Below are 17687 nucleotides of genomic sequence, written 5' to 3'. Positions count from 1 at the left end.
TATCATGTATTATTTTTATTCGCCACAAATGTTTGCTCCATATCAATGGGGACTAGAACGAGATGTTTCGTATGCTTATATGCCATATAACTCATTTTATTATGGAGACTATATAAACTCATTGCCATACGCATATATCCCTCAAAATTATGAAGTACAAATGAAAGCATATGATCGTGGATCGTGGACACCATTTTCATGGGTTGAAAAATATGCGTACGCATTTTCAGGACCGTATAATAAAGCGGAAGTCGCTCTTACATTTGATGATGGACCAGATTTAGAATTCACGCCAAAAATATTAGATAAGTTAAAACAACATAATGTAAAAGCTACTTTTTTCTTACTTGGTGAAAACGCAGAAAAATTTCCGAACGTAGTAAAGCGTATTGCAAATGAAGGGCATGTAATTGGTAATCATACGTACAGTCATCCGAATTTAGCGAAAGTAAATGACGTTGAGTACCGTAATCAAATTATAAAAACGGAAGAAATATTAAAACGTTTAGCCGGCTATGCCCCTAAATTTATACGTCCACCGTATGGTGAAATACTTGAAAATCAATTGAATTGGGCAACTGAGCAAAATTTTATGATTGTACAGTGGAGTGTTGATACAGTTGATTGGAAAGGTGTAAGTGCCGATACGATTACAAATAATGTGTTAGGGAATTCATTTCCAGGTAGTGTCATACTGCAGCATTCTACTCCAGGTGGGCATTTACAAGGATCTGTTGATGCACTAGACAAAATCATTCCGCAGTTAAAAACGAAAGGGGCACGTTTTGTAACACTTCCAAGTATGTTCCAGACATCGAAAGAAAGAAAGTGAATGTGTTATAAATTGGAAAAATAAAGGTTGTGTCGTATAATGAAAGTGTAAGTTAGGGGGGTATAATTGATTGATGCACTCGTAAACATAGGAATAAGCATATTGATTGGTATTATTTTTATACTTGCGGCAATTATTCTTCAAAAAAATCCACCGACCGATATTAATGCGGCATATGGTTATCGTACGAAACGATCTATGAAAAATAAGGAATTATGGGATGCGGGTAACAGGTATAGTGTAGAAGTGATGAAGCAAAACGGATTTATCATGATGTTAATTGGAAGTGTTATTAGTATACTGTTTAGATATCCACATACAATAATAGCGATTATGGTGGTTATGGTATTGTTAATCATTCGCTTATTTATACGAGTAGAGAACAGATTAAAGACAATTGAACAATGATGATAAGGAAAATAGGACTCTCAGTCAATGATAGATAGGAGTCCTATTATATTTACAAACGATTATTTTTTAGTAGTTCTTTTCCTTGTGCAACAACAAATTCATAGTATGCAAGATCATACGGATAAATATCTTCAAATGTTATCGTAATCGGTTTATTGTTTAAGACTGAAATCGTTTTTAAAGATGAAATCTCTCCATTTAATAGTTGTAGAAAAGAAGTTGCATGTACTTTCATCACATCGTCTACTTCTTCACCTGGTGCGAATGGAAGTGGATTGATGACATTGTGAAAATACATATGACAAAATTCACGATCAGTAAGATTTGAAATTTCATAGTCTATTTTAAAGATTCCTTTGTATACTAAATCAGTAGTTTGAAAGGAAAGCCCCAATTCTTCTTCGATTTCACGAAGACCACCAATTTGTACATCTTCATCATGCATAATATGTCCAGCTGAAGTAATATCCCATATACATGGAGCTTCTTTTTTATTTTTAGAGCGTAACTGGAAATATAAGAATATATCTTTAGCATCTTTTTCTACAAACCAACAGTGAAATGTTTCGTGCCAATCACCGTCACGATGCACTTCATCGCGTAATTTCTTCCCAAGTGTATTTCTTTCAGAATCAAATATTGTTAACCACTCTGTCATTTTAATTCCCCTTTCTGCAAATTTTATTATACAATATTCGTATTGAATTTTGGGAAAATAAAGAAAAAGGGGCGATTATAAGTGGAGATAGAGCGTATGGAAATAAAATCGATTATTTCAACAGAGGAAGAGTTACGAAAAATATTGGGGCAACCAAGTGAGCGAGCATTGAAAAAAGTTATTTCATCATTAGACCACCATTGTGTAGATTTCCTTTCTAAATCTCCTTTTCTAGTATTATCTACTGCAAATAAGTTGGGGGAGTGTGACGCCTCGCCGAGAGGAGACGCACCTGGATTTGTATACGTACTCAATAATAATAAAATTATCATTCCAGAAAGACCAGGAAATCGTCGTATAGACTCCATTTTGAATATTATTTCAAATCCACGTGTAGGACTAATCTTTTTTATTCCAGGTCTTGGGGAGACACTCAGAATAAATGGCCGAGCATATATTACAAACGACGAAGAAATTTTGAAAGAAATGCAGGCGAATGGACGCAATCCGTTACTTGGAATTGTTGTTGAAATAGAAGAGTGTTACATTCATTGTGCAAAAGCGTTTATTCGTTCTAAGATGTGGGAATCAGAATCTTGGTTAAATAAAAAAGAGTTACCTTCAGCAGCAAAAATGTTGCTGGAGCATGCGAAAGTGAATACTTCAGAAGAAGATGTTGCACGTTCTTTAGAAGAAAGTTATACAAAAAGATTGTATTGAAAATTTTATTGATATAGTTTTGTAAGGTGGGTATGTACGGGTTTTAGAATGGGGAATTTATCCCGCATTAACGGGCAGTAAGATTCCTACCTCAAAATTCAGCGAAAACAAAGAAGTTAGGTGGGGATAAACAAAATCCCCACGGATTAAAGTTTCACTTTATATATGAACCGTTGATTTATAAACTGGAGAAATGACAAAATAGGTAAATTGAGTGGCAGTTGCATAATGTTATTGTGAAATATAATAAAAAATTATTTTGAAAATAGTTAGTAAAAATAGGCTTGCTTTTTAAAAAGTTGATAACTATAATAAGTTAACAAATAGACATGAACGAAAAAGTAATGATAAGGACACGAAATCATTTTTACGGTTTACAGAGAGGGAAGTCAAGGGTGTGAGCTTCCTAACACGAGAAATGGTTTTACCACCTTTGAACTTCAATAGTGAACGAGTAATCTAGTAATTATTGGCGGTATCAGCCGTTATCTGAACTTGAGCAATCTAGGAGGAGGTACGTCTAGATTGGAACAAGGGTGGAACCACGAAAACACATTCGTCCCTTTCCTAGGGAAGAATGTGTTTTTTTTATAGTGTTATAGATTGAAAATTTAAAATAATTAAAAATATTATTGATTTTGTTTTTTATGCGAGTATAATGAGTTAACAAATAAACATGAACGAAAAAAGTAACGATAAGGACACGAAATCATTTTTACGGTTTACAGAGAGGGAAGCCAAGGGTGTGAGCTTCCTAACACGAGAAATGATTTTACCACCTTTGAACTTCAATAGTGAACGAGTAATCTAGTAATTATTGACGGTATCAGCCGTTATCTGAACTTGAGCAATCTAGGAGGAGGTACGTCTAGATTGGAACAAGGGTGGAACCACGAAAACACATTCGTCCCTTTCCTAGGGAAGAGTGTGTTTTTTTATTACTTTGAAAGGAGGTGCGGTAATATGAAACGATTTATAAATACGGAAATAACCACCACCTGCATGACAAAAAAGCAGAGTAAGGTGATTTATAGATGTAACCATTAAACTTTTAGGAGGAGATTAGAAGATGAATAACGTTATAAATGTTGGGGTATTAGGTTTAGGTACGGTCGGAAGTGGTGTTGTTCATATTTTGAAAGAACATTATAAAAAAATCGCACTTGATACAGGATACGAAGTGAAAGTGAAAACAGTCGTTGTACGTGATTTGGAAAAAGAACGCGATGTTTGTATTGATGGAATTGCAGTAACAAGTCATGCAGATGAAGTTCTAAATGATTCAAATATTGATATTGTAGTAGAGGTAATGGGTGGAATTGAAGAAGCAAAGCAGCATATTGTTAAGGCTTTACGAAATAAAAAGCATGTCGTAACAGCAAATAAAGATTTAATGGCTGTATATGGTGCAGAGCTTCTTCAACTGGCGAACGATAATGATTGTGATTTATGTTACGAAGCGAGTGTAGCAGGCGGTATTCCAGTGTTAAGAGGACTAACTGATGGGCTAGCATCAGATCAAATTGAAAAAATAATGGGAATTGTAAATGGTACAACAAATTATATGTTAACAAAAATGAGTCAAAATGGATGGTCTTATGAAGAGGCTTTACAGGAAGCACAAAAATTAGGCTTTGCAGAATCGGATCCGACAGCAGATGTAGATGGACTAGATGCGGCAAGAAAAGTAGCAATTCTTGCAAACTTAGGTTTTTCGATGAATGTTTCATTAGATGATGTGCAAGTAAGAGGGATTCGAAAGGTCGAAAAAGAAGATTTACAAATGGCTGAAAAGTTAGGATTTATTATGAAGTTAATTGGTAAGGCTGAAAAACAAGGACCAGCCATTCATTTAAGTGTAGAACCGACGCTTTTACCGAGCCAGCATCCATTATCAAATGTGAATAATGAATTTAATGCGGTGTATGTCCATGGCCAAGCGGTAGGAGAAGTAATGTTTTATGGACCCGGAGCTGGGAAGTTACCGACTGGTTCTGCTGTAGTAAGTGATATTATTTCAATCGTTAAAAATATGAATCAAGTTCCGAAAAATAAAAGTGCGTTAAAAGAACCAGTTCCTTATGAATTACAAGGTGATGAAGAAGTAGTTTCGAAATATTTCTTACGTATTTCATTACGAGATGAGCCTGGGATGTTACAAAAAATAACAGAATGTTTCGTTAATTATTCTGTAAGTTTAAAAGAGGTTATTCAATTACCTTTAAACCGTGAACTGGCAGAAGTCGTTGTTGTGACACATCGAACTTCCAAGTATCAATTTGAACGAGTTTTAGAAGCGATAGAAGCTGTCGCAAGTGAAATAAACAGTTACTACATTATTGAGGAGGAAAAACAATATGTATAAAGGACTATTAAAACAGTATGCGTCTTATTTACCAGTGAATGAAAATACACCTGATGTCAGCTTAATGGAAGGAAACACGCCACTTATTCCATTATTAAATATATCAAAACAATTAGGGATTCAGCTATACGGTAAGTACGAAGGAGCGAATCCGACAGGTTCTTTTAAAGATCGTGGTATGGTCATGGCAGTTGCTAAGGCGAAAGAAGAAGGTTCAGAAGCAATCATTTGTGCATCAACAGGTAATACATCAGCATCAGCTGCAGCATATGCGGCACGTCTTGGGATGAAATGTATTATCGTAATACCAGAAGGAAAGATTGCACATGGAAAATTAGCGCAAGCGGTCGCTTATGGAGCTGAAATTATTTCAATAGAAGGGAATTTCGATGATGCACTTAAGGCTGTAAGAAATATTGCTGCAGAAGAGCCGATTACGTTAGTAAATTCAGTGAATCCTTATCGAATTGAAGGGCAAAAAACGGCAGCATTTGAAATTTGTGACCAATTGCAAAATGCACCAGATGTTCTAGCTATCCCTGTTGGGAACGCAGGAAATATTACAGCATATTGGAAAGGTTTCTGTGAATATGAGAAAGAAAAAGGTTATAATAAGCCAAGAATCCATGGTTTTGAAGCGGAAGGAGCAGCTGCAATTGTAAAAGGGCATGTAATTGAAGAACCTGAAACAATTGCAACAGCGATTCGCATCGGTAACCCAGCAAGTTGGTCGTATGCAGTAGAGGCTGCCGAGCAGTCTCGTGGTGAAATAGATATGGTATCAGATGAAGAAATTTTACATGCGTATAGGTTATTAGCAAAAACTGAAGGAGTTTTCGCTGAACCAGGATCAAATGCTTCATTAGCCGGCGTAATTAAACATGTTGAATCTGGAAAAATCAAAAAGGGAGAAACAGTTGTTGCAGTATTAACTGGAAATGGTTTGAAGGATCCTGATATCGCTATTTCTTCAAATCAACTAGACATCGCAAATGTGTCAAATGATATAGAACAAATTAAAGATCATATTAAAGGGGTGATTATGTCGTGATACCATTTAGCGTTCGTGTCCCTGCTAGTACGGCGAATGTTGGTCCTGGATTTGATTCAGTTGGAATAGCTTTGTCATTGTATTTAGATGTGGTGGTTAAAGAAAAAGCTGATAAATGGCAAGTAATCCATTCCTTTGAAGAATCAATTCCAGCAGACGATAAAAATTTAATCGTTAGCACGGCATGTAAAGTATGTCCTTCTATATCACCCCATATAATAGAAGTTACTAGTAATATCCCATTAACGAGAGGGCTAGGAAGTAGTGCATCAGCGATTGTAGCTGGGATAGAGCTTGCGAATCAACTAGGCAATTTGAACTTAACTGCTGATCAAAAAGTTCAAATTGCTACAAATTTTGAAGGACATCCTGATAATGTCGCTGCTTCTATATTAGGTGGAACTGTAATTGGAGCACTTGATGGAAAGGATGTTTCCGTCGTAAGAATTGAGAGCAAGGAATTAGGTGTAGTTTCTCTCATTCCGAATGAAGAATTAAATACAGATGAAAGTCGATCTGTATTACCAAAGATGTTTCCGTTTCATGAGGCAGTTAAAGCGAGTGCGATAAGTAACGTATTAGTAGCTGCATTATGTCAAAAGCGGTGGGAAGTTGTAGGTGAAATGATGGAGAGAGACCATTTTCACGAGCCATATCGTTTAGAACTCGTACCGTTATTACCATCTATTCGTAAATGCGCAAAAGAATTTGGTGCGTACGGCACAGCACTTAGCGGTGCGGGACCATCTATTTTTATATTAGCACCATATGAGAAACGTCAAGAAATCGCTGGGCAGTTAGCGAGAGTATTTACAGATATGAAAGTATGTGAGCTTGAAATCGACCATAAAGGTATTATTGTAAATAAGGAAGAGCATATTGGATCGTAAAGAAAGCTGGCATGGCTAGCTTTCTTTACGTTGCAAACCTATTTTAAATTAGGTTTTTTCGGAAGAAAATATAAAACAAATGTTGATTTTGAATAATGTAAGTAAAGAGTGCATTCATTTTGGAGGTGATTACATGAATAAAGAGTCACCAGAAGAAAAAAGAGAGCGTATGAGACAAAGTGAATTAAAAAGTAATCCTACGGGTTCTTTACGTGACGGACTCAATAGAGCGGAAACAGGTAGTCCAGTTGATATAGCAGGCGGTATGAATTGGAAAGGCACAGGAATAATCATTTTAGTACTATTTTTAGGATACATTGTATACACTTATTTTTTCAGTTGAAGAATGCTTGTTAAAATTTTGATTTGCTTAGTTTCATAATTATTGAGAAAAAAACGCAGTTACTGTATTACATATCTTCTAAGCAAGTTATAGTTGTTCATATCAACTTTTAATACTCCAAATAGAGCTAGCAAAATGCTAGCTCTATTATTTTTTGCCACATTCCTGTAACAAAGCACCTGTATATTCATTGGTGGAGGTGCAGAGGATGAAAAAAATGATAGCGATATGTCTTCTTACAACTATGTCGTTTTCGACTTTAGTCGGTTGTGACGTAAAAGGTAGTAATGCTGTACAAGAGTCTAAAATAAAGAAAGCGACGTATAAAGATTTTACTTATGATGTAAATCCAGAAACATTCACATTAACTGTAGAACATGAGGGGGTAAAGGAACAGGCATCACAACCCCTACCGAAAATGAAGGTATCGAATGTAAAAAAAGAAAAGGATCGTACATCGTGGGAATATCCAGATCAAAAAGTAAAAATAAAATTAGAAAAGAAAAAAGACCACTTAAACATTGAAGTGGAATCGACTGGTGCAGAAAGCTTTACATGGCCGAAAGTAGAAGCTGAAAATTATACACTTCCGTTATGGGAGGGTAAGCAAATTCCGAGCAATGATGAGAATTGGAAGAAGTTTTTAAAGGATGATGCATATTCATTTGCTGAATCATTTTCTATGAAGTTTTTCGCATTAAATGGTTCGAAATATTCAATTGTATATATTGCAAAGAATATGTTTAATAATGAATTGAAATTTCATTCGGATCCGAAAATAGGATTTGATTTTACACATGAATTTCCGAGCATAAATAAAAATAAAACATATGGATTTCAATTATATGTGACAAATAATGATGCGGTAAGCATTACTAAACTGTATAAGGATGATATTGTTCAAAAAGGTGAATTTAAAACATTACAAGAAAAGGCTAGAAAAAATAAAGAAATCGAAAAGTTATATGGAGCGGCGCATTTTTATTTTTGGAATCAAAATGGTTTATCAGAAAGTAATATAAATTGGTCAAAACTAAGAGAGCAAATAAATAGCCCGCTGTTTAGTCATATAAAAGAACTTATTCAAAAGAATAGTTCAGAGCCTGGGGAACTGAATGTATTAGATCAAGTAAGTAAACAAGATTTTATTGATAAGTATCAAAAAAATGTTATTTTACGTTATATAAACGAAGTGTTATCTATGAAGGAATTTTATAAAGAGGATATTTTTCAAAACGTTAATCAGGAAGCTAGTGTGCTATTAAAGAAAGGTGTAGGTCACTTAACGAATACAGAATTGTATAGCTTAAATAAGCATTTATTAAAGTCGCTACTTGGTGATGCGGTTGAAGAGGTAAGTAAATGGGGTAATGCAGATGGAACGGACATACTAAAGGAAATGAAAGAGGCAGGAATAGAAAAAGCATGGATTGGTCTGCCGAACTGGGAACAAGGATTTATGCAACCTAATTTCGTGACAAAAGCTAAGGAAATGGGGTATTTAGTTGGTCCGTATGATTCGTATCATTCCATTCACGAAAAAAGTGATAAAAATTGGAACACAGCATCCTTTAATGACCCATCATTATACGAAGAGGCTACTGTAACGAAGAAAAACGGAGAAAAGGTGCAAGGCTTTTTAGGTAGAGGTCGCAAATTAAATCCGACTTTATCGCTGCCTAGTGTAAAGGAACGCATGAATGATATATTACAAAATGGTCCTAAATATAATTCATGGTTTATTGATTGTGATGCGACAGGTGAAATTTACGATGACTATTCAGCGAAACATATAACGACGCAAGAGCAAGATTTAAAAGCACGTTTAAAACGAATGGACTACATTGCGCAAGAAAAGGATATGGTCGTTGGTTCTGAAGGCGGAAATGATTTTGCTAGTAGTACGATTGCATTTGCACACGGGATTGAAACACCTGTTATTAAATGGGACGATGAAGATATGCGGAAAAATAAAACAAGTCCGTATTATGTCGGTGGATATTGGTCACCAAATCAAAATGTGCCTGAAAAATATGCAAAACAAGTACCATTGAAAGAAGAATATAAACAAGTATATTTAAACCCAGTATATTCGGTACCATTATATAAATTAGTATACAATGATTCCGTTATTACAACGCATCATTGGGAATGGGGAAGTTTAAAGGTAAAAGATGAAGTTGGAAATCGAATGCTGTCTGAATTATTGTATAATGTTCCTCCGTTGTACCATTTAGATGAAGTAGAGTGGGATAAGCATAAAAAAGAAATTACAGAGCATCTAAAAGTTTGGAATGAAGTTCATGAAAAAGCAGTAAAAGAAGAGATGACGAATTTTGCGTATTTGTCAGAAGATAAGCTAGTACAATCTGTTTCTTATGGAAAAGATATTAAAATCATTGTGAACTTCTCAAATGAAGACATGGAAATAGAAAAAACGAAAATAAAAGCAAAGTCGGCTTACATTGATAATCAGGGGAAGAAAAGTGTGTATACGCCGTTTGAGAAATAATAAAGTTAAATATACTGTATTCATAGAGATTTTATAATTAGCTGGATTCTTTATTCATATCGTTTGTTAGGAAAAAGACATTCTAATTTAAAATGAAAGAGTTAATAAATTTGTAAATCCGCATGTTGCGAAGTGCTAAATTTTTGAAATTGGTAAATAGTGACTTGCCAAAAATAAGTACGAGAGTATAATGTGAAATGGAATACGTATTGGGTTTAAGTAGTAACCTTACAAAATTGTAAGGTTAGTGAAAGGAAATTCAATATGAAGATAAATAGACTTACATTATACTTGGTAAAGAGAAAGAGAGGCGAATGGGTATGAGCTCTGAATTAGAACAAAATACGAGAAGTAATAAAAAGCGTTCTAAAAGAAAGTCAATAAAATGGTTCATATTAATTCCATTTTTCCTACTTATTTTTGGAGGAGTAGGATATGGTTCGTTTATATATAATAAAGCAAAAGCTGTTGTAAATGATGCGTATGCAAAAATTGATAAGTCATCAAAGCGTGATAAAGAAGTCGAACCTTTAAAGGATAATATTTCAATATTAATCATGGGTGTAGATGGAAGTGAAATGAGAAAAAGCCAATATGGCGAAGCAGTTCGAACAGATGCACTTTTATTAGCAACAATTAATAAAGATGATAAGTCTGTTAAGCTAGTAAGTATTCCACGTGATTCACGTGTTTACATTCCAACTAGAAAAAAATTAGATAAAATTACTCATGCTCACGTATTTGGTGGCGTAGAAAGCACACGCGATACGGTGGAAAGATTTTTGAATGTACCTGTTGATTATTATGTGAAGTTTAACTTTGAATCATTCGTACAAATTGTCGATTCAATTGGTGGTATTGATATTGATGTACCAGTTACTTTCACTGAACAAGATAGTAAAGACCAAGCTGGTATGATCCATTTAGAAAAAGGTTACCAACATTTAAATGGAGAACAAGCTCTTGCACTTGCAAGAACGCGTAAAATTGATAGTGACGCAATGCGTGGACAGAGACAGCAACTTGTAATAGAAGCAATTGCTAAAAAAGCGATGTCTGTTCAATCAATTAGCAAAATGGGCTCTTTACTGGATGCGGTTGATAAAAATATGAAAACGAACTTAACATTTGACGATATGCTGGCCATTACAAAAAATATGGCAGGATCTAATTTGGAAATGGAAAAAATGCAAATAGAAGGTACAGATAAACGTATCGGTGGTATTTATTATTACATTCCAAATGAAAAAAATGTAAAAGATATTTCAAAAAAATTAAATGATCATTTAGGTGTAACGCCAAAATCAGTCCGAAACGAATAATAAAAAAAGATTGGCTTTTGCCAATCTTTTTTTTTGGAATGTATTTGTAACTTTTCTGTAACGATTTTTTAGTTTAGAAAAATTATACTCATATGTATGAGTATAATGGATAGGTAAAAAAGTAAAAGGACATATTCAAAATTTGTGGTAAGGAAAGATATCATATGCAGAAATGGTTAAGCATGATGGGAATTATCTTTATATTGACTGGATGTAAAATGTCTGAAGCTCCAACAAGTCTAATGGAAGCTCCTACAAATGAAAAATGGATTAATGAATTAAAGGAACAAATTGATAAAGATTTACCTGTTAATTATCGCTTACTTACTCCAATGTCTAACAAAGATAAACAGATGATTTGGTCAATGAATTTTAAACAAGATAATAAGAAAGAAGCCATCTTATTTTATAAATTGCCGAATGAAGATCATAGCGTATATTTAGCCGTATATGAAGAAATCGGAAATGGCTGGAGAATAAAGTCCACACATAAATTTGATGGTGGAGATGTAGATATCGTTGAAGTCGGTGATTTTACAGGGAACGGGAAGAGAGAGTTGTTAATCGGAATCTCTGTAAATCGTGAATCGTTAGAACATGTTATGTATGTTTTTTCGGAAGAAAATGAAGAGATGAAGGAAATATATAATCGAAGTTATACGAAGTTATTCATAGAGGATCTAAATGAAAATGGACTGAAAGATATAAGCCTTGTTACATTTGAAAAAGATGAGAAGCTGACAGTTGAGTTCATGGAACAATTTAAGACTTTATCTGAAGTGTCATACGATCCATTTATAAATAGTATTCAAAGAATACAAATGGGGCGTATATCTAAATCACTAAAGGCGGTAGTAATTGATGCAGGAGTTGGCGCTCATTCAGGTATAACTTATGTAGCAAAATTTGATCAGGATCATTATGAAGTATTACCTATAGGTGGGAAAGAAGATTTATTTAATGAATATGTTGTAGAAAGTAAAGATGTTAATGAAGACGGCATTATTGAATTTGTTCGTACTGTACGTCCAAAAGGTTGGGAGGATAAATCACATGGTGATAGTCCGCTTTTTGAACGTTACATACAGTGTAGTGAATCTGGAATTAAACCAATTGAAGAACGATATATAGATATAGAAAAAGGGTATTATGTGAAAATTCCTAAAGAGTTAATAGGGAAAATTACAATACCAGATCAGCAAAAAGAATCAAATTCTCAAAAGTTTTTGGATACAAGAACAAATAAAATATGGCTTGAAGTTCATATTTTTAAGCGGAAAGAATGGTTCAATATAAAAGGCTACAGCGCAGCAATTAAAACGGCTTCTCACGTATATGCAGTACCGAAGCAATCGGAATTTGAAAAAGTGAAAGCATATATAAAACCGCTAGCGGATTATCAACAAGAGTAGGAGGTGGGAATTATGTCAAAAATTTTAGTTTTAGAAGATGAATTAACGATCCGTAGCTTTATTGTTTTAAATTTAAAACGTGCTGGATTTTATGTAATAGAAGCTACTACTGGAGAAGAAGCATTACAGATTTTGAGTGAGCAAACTGTTGATATAGCACTGCTGGATGTAATGTTACCGGGGATTGATGGTTTAGAAGTTTGTAAGGCTATCAGGAAAGAAAATAAAAAAATGGGTATTATTATGTTAACCGCACGTGTACAAGATGAAGATAAGGTGCAAGGACTAGGAATAGGTGCAGATGATTATATTGCAAAACCGTTTAGTCCAGTAGTATTAACTGCACGTATACAGTCTTTATTAAGAAGAATAGAAGTACATGAAGAAAAAACGAATATTGTTACGTCAGGTCCATTTTCGTTAAATATTATAGAAGAAAGATTGTATAAAGATGGACAATTAGTCGATTTAACACCTACAGAGTATATGATATTACAGTATTTAATGAATCAGGCTTCAAAGCCAGTTTCGCGTGATGAAATTTTAAATATGATTTGGGGAACCAATTACGTAGGTGAGACGAAAGTAGTAGATGTAAATATGAGACGGTTACGTCAAAAGATAGAATGTAATCCATCAGAACCTGAATTTATTCTTACGGTGTGGGGAAAAGGATATGTGTGGAAGGAAAGTATGAGATGAAACGGAAAGTGACTTTATATTTTATGACGGTCATTACACTTATGCTTGTATTATTTGAAGTTGTATTTTCAGTCTCAATTTATCGATACTATTATAATGGTATTGTGCAATATATAGAGTCTCATGCGAAAACGAGTACACGTTTTTTTTCAGAATACAATTCACTATACTTTATTCGATTACAAGAATATAGTGGTGACATAATTAGTAGCTTTCAATTAGAAGGAACAGAATTACAGTTAATTGATCGTCACGGCTCGGTTATACAATCTTCAAGTGGTGAAAAGGTAGAAGGTAAAGTGAATATTCCACAATCATTATTAGAAGGTGAAATGTATAATCAAGTTACTACGAAAGGTAATAAAAAACAACTAGAGGTGCTAAGCCCACTTATACATCAAGGACAAACTATTGGTGTTTTAAAATATACGACTGTTTTAATAAATGTAAATAAAAAGATTATTGAAATTATTACGTTTACTATTTCTGTAGGTATTGTTATTTCGGGAGTCGCCTTCTTAATTAGTAGACGTTTGGCAAATTCATTTGTTGAGCCAATTGAATCCATTATTCAAGCCTCTTCACAAATTGCAGAAGGCACATTAAAGCAAAAAATTAAAGAAGATTATCCTGGAGAATTAGGTGAATTGGCACATAGTTTAAATTATATGGCCTATAAAATAGATAAGGCTGAGCAGATGAAAAATGAATTCATTGCTTCTATTTCGCACGAAATACGAACGCCTTTAACAGGAATTAAAGGTTGGAGTGAGACGTTAAAAACAGTAGATCATTTAACAGAAGAAGAAATAAAGCAAGGTATGGGCATTATTTCAGGTGAGACAGATAGATTGATTCATTTAGTAGAAGAATTGCTAGATTTTTCAAGATTACAATCAAATCATTTTAATTTATATAAACAAAAGGTGCAGTTGTACGATATACTAGAGGAGACGATTTGGCAATTAACTCCTAAATCGGAAGAGAAGGAAATTCAATTTATTACTACTATAGACCGAATTGAATTGATGGGAGATCGAAATAGGTTAAAGCAAGTTTTCTTGAATATTGTTCAAAATGCAATTAAGTATTCACATAAAAAAAGTACAATACACATTGAAGCGACTAAAATAGAAGGACAAGCAGTGATTAAGGTAAGAGACGAAGGGATTGGAATTGCTAAAGAACATTTACCATATATTGAGCAATCATTTTACCAAATTAATAATCATGCTGCAGGTGCAGGTATTGGTTTAGCTATCGTTAAAAAAATGGTAGAGCTTCATGGCGGTGTGCTTAGTGTTACAAGCAAAGAAGGAATAGGAACAACAATTTTGATAAAACTCCCATTATAATACAAATAAAATCTATTTATATGGTGAAATAAAAATAAATAGATGTATAATTATATTGGGCGATTTATATATAAGATTAATAGGGAGAGGAATTCGATAGAATGGAAAAAGCTTTAAAAATTAAACAAATAGTAGTCGTTTTAATAGCGATTGCCGCAGTAGCTATTGGGTATTACATGTTTCAATCAATTACTTCACCAGCAAAAGCTGTTGCGAAACAAGAAAATGTAGTGCAGCTTGCAAGTGAACAGCCGAAAGTTGAAATGAATAAAACGGCACCAAGTCGTTTTAATGGAAAAGAAAGAAAAGTTGCTTATCTTACATTTGACGATGGGCCAGGGAAATATACGGCTGAATTATTAAATACGCTAAAACAACATGATGCGAAGGCGACGTTCTTTTTAATTGGAGCGAATGTAAAAGAATTTCCTGATTTAGTGAAACGTGAAAATGCTGAGGGTCATTATGTAGGCATGCATAGTATGACACATAATTTCGCAAAGTTATATAAAAATGGCGAGTATGTAAATGAGATGAAAGAAGATCAAGGTTTAATCGCTAATATTATTGGGAAATCACCTAAATTAACACGTCCTCCATATGGTTCGATGCCTGGATTGAATGAAGGTCTTCGAAATAAAGTGGTAGAAGGCGGATTTAAAGTATGGGATTGGACAATTGATTCATTAGATTGGAGATACAATAAAATGCCAGTTGATGCAGCTGCAGCACAAATTGCTCAAAACGTATTAACAAACGCAACAAAACCACAAGAAGTAATTTTAATGCATGATATTCACCCGCAATCAGTTGCTGCTGTGCCAGCAATTTTAAAGGGGCTAAAAGAAAAAGGTTATGAGTTTGAAGCTTATCATGAAGAGAGTCACTTCCCAGTGAACTTCTGGCATGATAACCGTATGTAATGGAGGAATGAACGTTGAAGTATGGAAAAGTAGCAGTAGTTGGAGCATTATCAGTAGGACTTTTAACAGGTTGTTTCGGTGAAAAGCCAGAAGAAAATCTATATACAGCTTTTGAAACAGCAGCAACACAAGAAAAATCTTTAGTGGATGAAGCAAAAAAATTAGAGCAGTTAGAGAAACAAGGGCAAGAATTATATGCTCAAATTTTGCAAGAAGGTAAAGATCATAATGAAGCAGTTGTGAAGAAAATAGAGCAAGCTACTGCAAATGTAGATGATCGTGAAAAAGTATTGAAAAGTGAGAAAGAAATGCTAGAAAAAGCACAGAAGGAAACGAAATCTGTTCAAAGTAATATAGAGAAGATTGAAGATAAGAAGTTACAAAAACAAGCAAAAGCAGTAGAAGAGTCGTATAAGAATCGTTATGATGCATTCCAAAAGATGAATGAAAATTACACGAAAGTGTTAGCAACTGAAAAAGAACTGTATGAAAAATTAAAAGTAAAAGAAACGAAATTAAAAGAAATCGGTGAAAAAGTTAAAACTGTTAATGAATTAAATGTGGAAGCACAAAAGTCGAAAGAGCAGTTTAACAAATTTACAAAAGAGTATAATGACAGTAAATTAGCATTCTACAAAGGTGCAGAAATTAAGATTAAAGATCAGAAATAAAGAAGAATCTAAAGTGTAATAAAAAGCCGGAGAAACATCGTTATAAATGTTTTTTCGGTTTTTTACGTTAAATGAATAGAAAAGACTGGAATTGATATCATAAAAGAGTTATAGTGAGTTATTCTAAGGGAAACATTGTAAAGTAAGGAGAATAGGAATATGTCATATGAATTTTTACTCAAATTAGGTTTAGCACTCTTTTTAGGATTATTCATCGGGATAGATAGGCAGCTAAAGAATAAACCACTTGGTGTGAAAACAAGTATGGTTATTTCTGTAGCAAGTTGTTTAATTACGATGGTTTCAATTGAATCTGTGCATGTATATTCTGTTCCAGGACATACAAATATGGATCCGATGCGACTGGCCGCTCAAATTGTTAGTGGAATTGGTTTTCTTGGCGCAGGTGTCATTTTACGAAGAAGTAATGACGTTATTTCTGGATTAACAACAGCTTCTATGGTGTGGGCTGCTTCAGCTTTAGGAATCGCAATTGGTGCGGGATTTTATTTACAAGCGACAGTTGCTATGGTTTTAATTATTTTAGCGATTAATGTACTTCCGCAACTTGTGAAAATTGCAGGACCGTATTCATTAAGACAAAAGGATTTATCTATAAAAATTACTGTTAAAGAGCATCATGAGTTAGATGGTATATTTAAGCAAATTAAAAATTTAGGCATGCATGTGAAACGCGTGAAAATTAAAGATATAGATAGTGGAGCATTTCAGCAACTAGAGATGGTTATTTTAGCTCCAGAAGATTTATATACAACAGAATTATATAGTTCCCTGAAAGAGATTGATCGAGTAGTTTCAGTTGAAGTGGAAAGTAGATAATTGTGATAAAAAAGAGTGAAGTGAATTCACTCTTTTTTATTTGGATTTTTAAGGAATGAAATTGATATAATGATGAGTAATAAAGGGGGAGAAATGATGGGAATACATATTAGAAGAGCAATAAAGGATGATATACAAGGTATAGCAAAGGTGCATGTCGATAGTTGGAAAGCAACGTATAAAGGGATATTTGCTGACGAAATTCTAGATAATATAGCATATGAGAAACGAGAAAAACAATGGGAAGATATTTTTCAAAAAGAAGGTAATCATCAATTTAGATTTGTAGCAGAGAATTTAAATGGAGAAATAGTTGGATTCATCGATGGGGGGATAGAAAGAACTGATACATATAATTGTGATGGAGAATTATATGCAATCTACCTTTTACAAGAGTATCAAGGAATGAAAATAGGACAAAAGTTATTTCAAGCGTTACTATCAGAATGTGTAAAGAATGATATGCAATCACTTTTAGTTTGGGTTGTTACGAATAATCCTTCTAAAAAGTTTTATGAAAAATTTAACCCTGAAAAAATTGATACGAAATTTTTAGAGAGAGTAAGGGTAGAAGAAACAGCGTATTGTTGGAGAGATTTAAATTTGTTACAAAAACAAACAGCTATATAGATTTATACATATAATAATATTATGTCCATCTATCATAGGGAAAGCTATAC

Annotated in this window: 17 protein-coding genes and 2 other annotated features; of the genes, 16 read left to right on the top strand and 1 reads right to left on the bottom strand. The window is 33.8% G+C overall.

Annotated elements, in window-relative coordinates:
• The first annotated feature begins 4 nt into the window (after positions 1-4).
• On the top strand, positions 5-832 hold the full coding sequence (locus DN404_RS22970) for a peptidoglycan-N-acetylglucosamine deacetylase (RefSeq protein ID WP_000291222.1): 828 nt from the start codon (positions 5-7) through the stop codon (positions 830-832).
• Between the two features lie 66 nt (positions 833-898).
• Positions 899-1240, top strand: a complete 342-nt coding sequence (locus DN404_RS22965; RefSeq protein WP_000564329.1) for an SdpI family protein — start codon at positions 899-901, stop codon at positions 1238-1240.
• Between the two features lie 52 nt (positions 1241-1292).
• On the opposite strand, the gene DN404_RS22960 is transcribed toward DN404_RS22965, so the two are convergent.
• Complete coding sequence (locus DN404_RS22960) at positions 1293-1901, bottom strand: NUDIX hydrolase (RefSeq protein WP_149215503.1); 609 nt, start codon at positions 1899-1901, stop codon at positions 1293-1295.
• Positions 1902-1982: 81 nt separating this feature from the next.
• Between DN404_RS22960 and DN404_RS22955 the strand changes: the two genes are divergently transcribed.
• The 14 genes from DN404_RS22955 (at position 1983) to DN404_RS22890 (ending at position 17637) form a co-directional block, all read left to right on the top strand.
• Positions 1983-2621 (top strand): pyridoxamine 5'-phosphate oxidase family protein, encoded by a 639-nt coding sequence (locus tag DN404_RS22955; RefSeq protein ID WP_000402142.1) that lies wholly within the window; start codon positions 1983-1985, stop codon positions 2619-2621.
• Between the two features lie 335 nt (positions 2622-2956).
• Positions 2957-3188 (top strand) — a binding site (T-box leader).
• Between the two features lie 116 nt (positions 3189-3304).
• Positions 3305-3536, top strand: a binding site (T-box leader).
• Positions 3537-3690: 154 nt separating this feature from the next.
• Positions 3691-4986, top strand: a complete 1296-nt coding sequence (locus DN404_RS22950) for a homoserine dehydrogenase (RefSeq protein ID WP_001066898.1) — start codon at positions 3691-3693, stop codon at positions 4984-4986.
• Entirely contained in the window at positions 4979-6037 is a 1059-nt protein-coding gene (thrC, locus tag DN404_RS22945; protein ID WP_149215502.1) for a threonine synthase, read from the top strand. Before DN404_RS22950 ends, thrC begins: the two co-directional genes overlap by 8 nt.
• Positions 6034-6927 carry a homoserine kinase gene (gene thrB / locus DN404_RS22940; protein WP_000612098.1) on the top strand — a complete coding sequence of 298 codons (894 nt, stop codon included), beginning with the start codon at positions 6034-6036 and terminating at the stop codon, positions 6925-6927. The genes thrC and thrB overlap by 4 nt, the downstream gene beginning before the upstream one ends.
• 133 nt (positions 6928-7060) lie before the next feature.
• Positions 7061-7270: a DUF6366 family protein gene (locus tag DN404_RS22935; RefSeq protein ID WP_001031482.1), complete on the top strand. Its 210-nt coding sequence runs from the start codon at positions 7061-7063 to the stop codon at positions 7268-7270.
• Positions 7271-7478: 208 nt separating this feature from the next.
• The gene (locus DN404_RS22930; protein ID WP_006929152.1) at positions 7479-9782 is read left to right on the top strand and encodes a glycoside hydrolase; all 2304 of its coding nucleotides are present in this window, start codon (positions 7479-7481) and stop codon (positions 9780-9782) included.
• Positions 9783-10102: 320 nt separating this feature from the next.
• Positions 10103-11104 (top strand): LCP family protein, encoded by a 1002-nt coding sequence (locus DN404_RS22925; protein ID WP_001987131.1) that lies wholly within the window; start codon positions 10103-10105, stop codon positions 11102-11104.
• Between the two features lie 164 nt (positions 11105-11268).
• A complete protein-coding gene (locus DN404_RS22920; RefSeq protein ID WP_149215501.1) occupies positions 11269-12516 on the top strand; it encodes a hypothetical protein in 1248 nt (415 codons plus the stop codon).
• Between the two features lie 12 nt (positions 12517-12528).
• Positions 12529-13218, top strand: a complete 690-nt coding sequence (locus DN404_RS22915; protein ID WP_000036071.1) for a response regulator transcription factor — start codon at positions 12529-12531, stop codon at positions 13216-13218.
• Positions 13215-14573: a sensor histidine kinase gene (locus DN404_RS22910; protein WP_149215500.1), complete on the top strand. Its 1359-nt coding sequence runs from the start codon at positions 13215-13217 to the stop codon at positions 14571-14573. Before DN404_RS22915 ends, DN404_RS22910 begins: the two co-directional genes overlap by 4 nt.
• Positions 14574-14674: 101 nt before the next feature.
• On the top strand, positions 14675-15496 hold the full coding sequence (locus DN404_RS22905) for a peptidoglycan-N-acetylglucosamine deacetylase (RefSeq protein WP_000409484.1): 822 nt from the start codon (positions 14675-14677) through the stop codon (positions 15494-15496).
• Between the two features lie 14 nt (positions 15497-15510).
• On the top strand, positions 15511-16167 hold the full coding sequence (locus DN404_RS22900) for a YkyA family protein (RefSeq protein WP_000873566.1): 657 nt from the start codon (positions 15511-15513) through the stop codon (positions 16165-16167).
• Positions 16168-16326: 159 nt separating this feature from the next.
• Positions 16327-17007 carry an MgtC/SapB family protein gene (locus DN404_RS22895; protein WP_000119510.1) on the top strand — a complete coding sequence of 227 codons (681 nt, stop codon included), beginning with the start codon at positions 16327-16329 and terminating at the stop codon, positions 17005-17007.
• A gap of 93 nt (positions 17008-17100) precedes the next feature.
• Positions 17101-17637, top strand: a complete 537-nt coding sequence (locus DN404_RS22890; protein WP_012593210.1) for a GNAT family N-acetyltransferase — start codon at positions 17101-17103, stop codon at positions 17635-17637.
• Positions 17638-17687: the final 50 nt, after the last annotated feature.

It is taken from the genome of Bacillus sp. TE8-1 (assembly GCF_008368855.1).
Taxonomy (GTDB): domain Bacteria; phylum Bacillota; class Bacilli; order Bacillales; family Bacillaceae_G; genus Bacillus_A; species Bacillus_A cereus.
The sequence above is the reverse complement of the archived record's forward strand: the minus strand, read 5'-3'. Positions and strand labels throughout refer to the sequence as shown.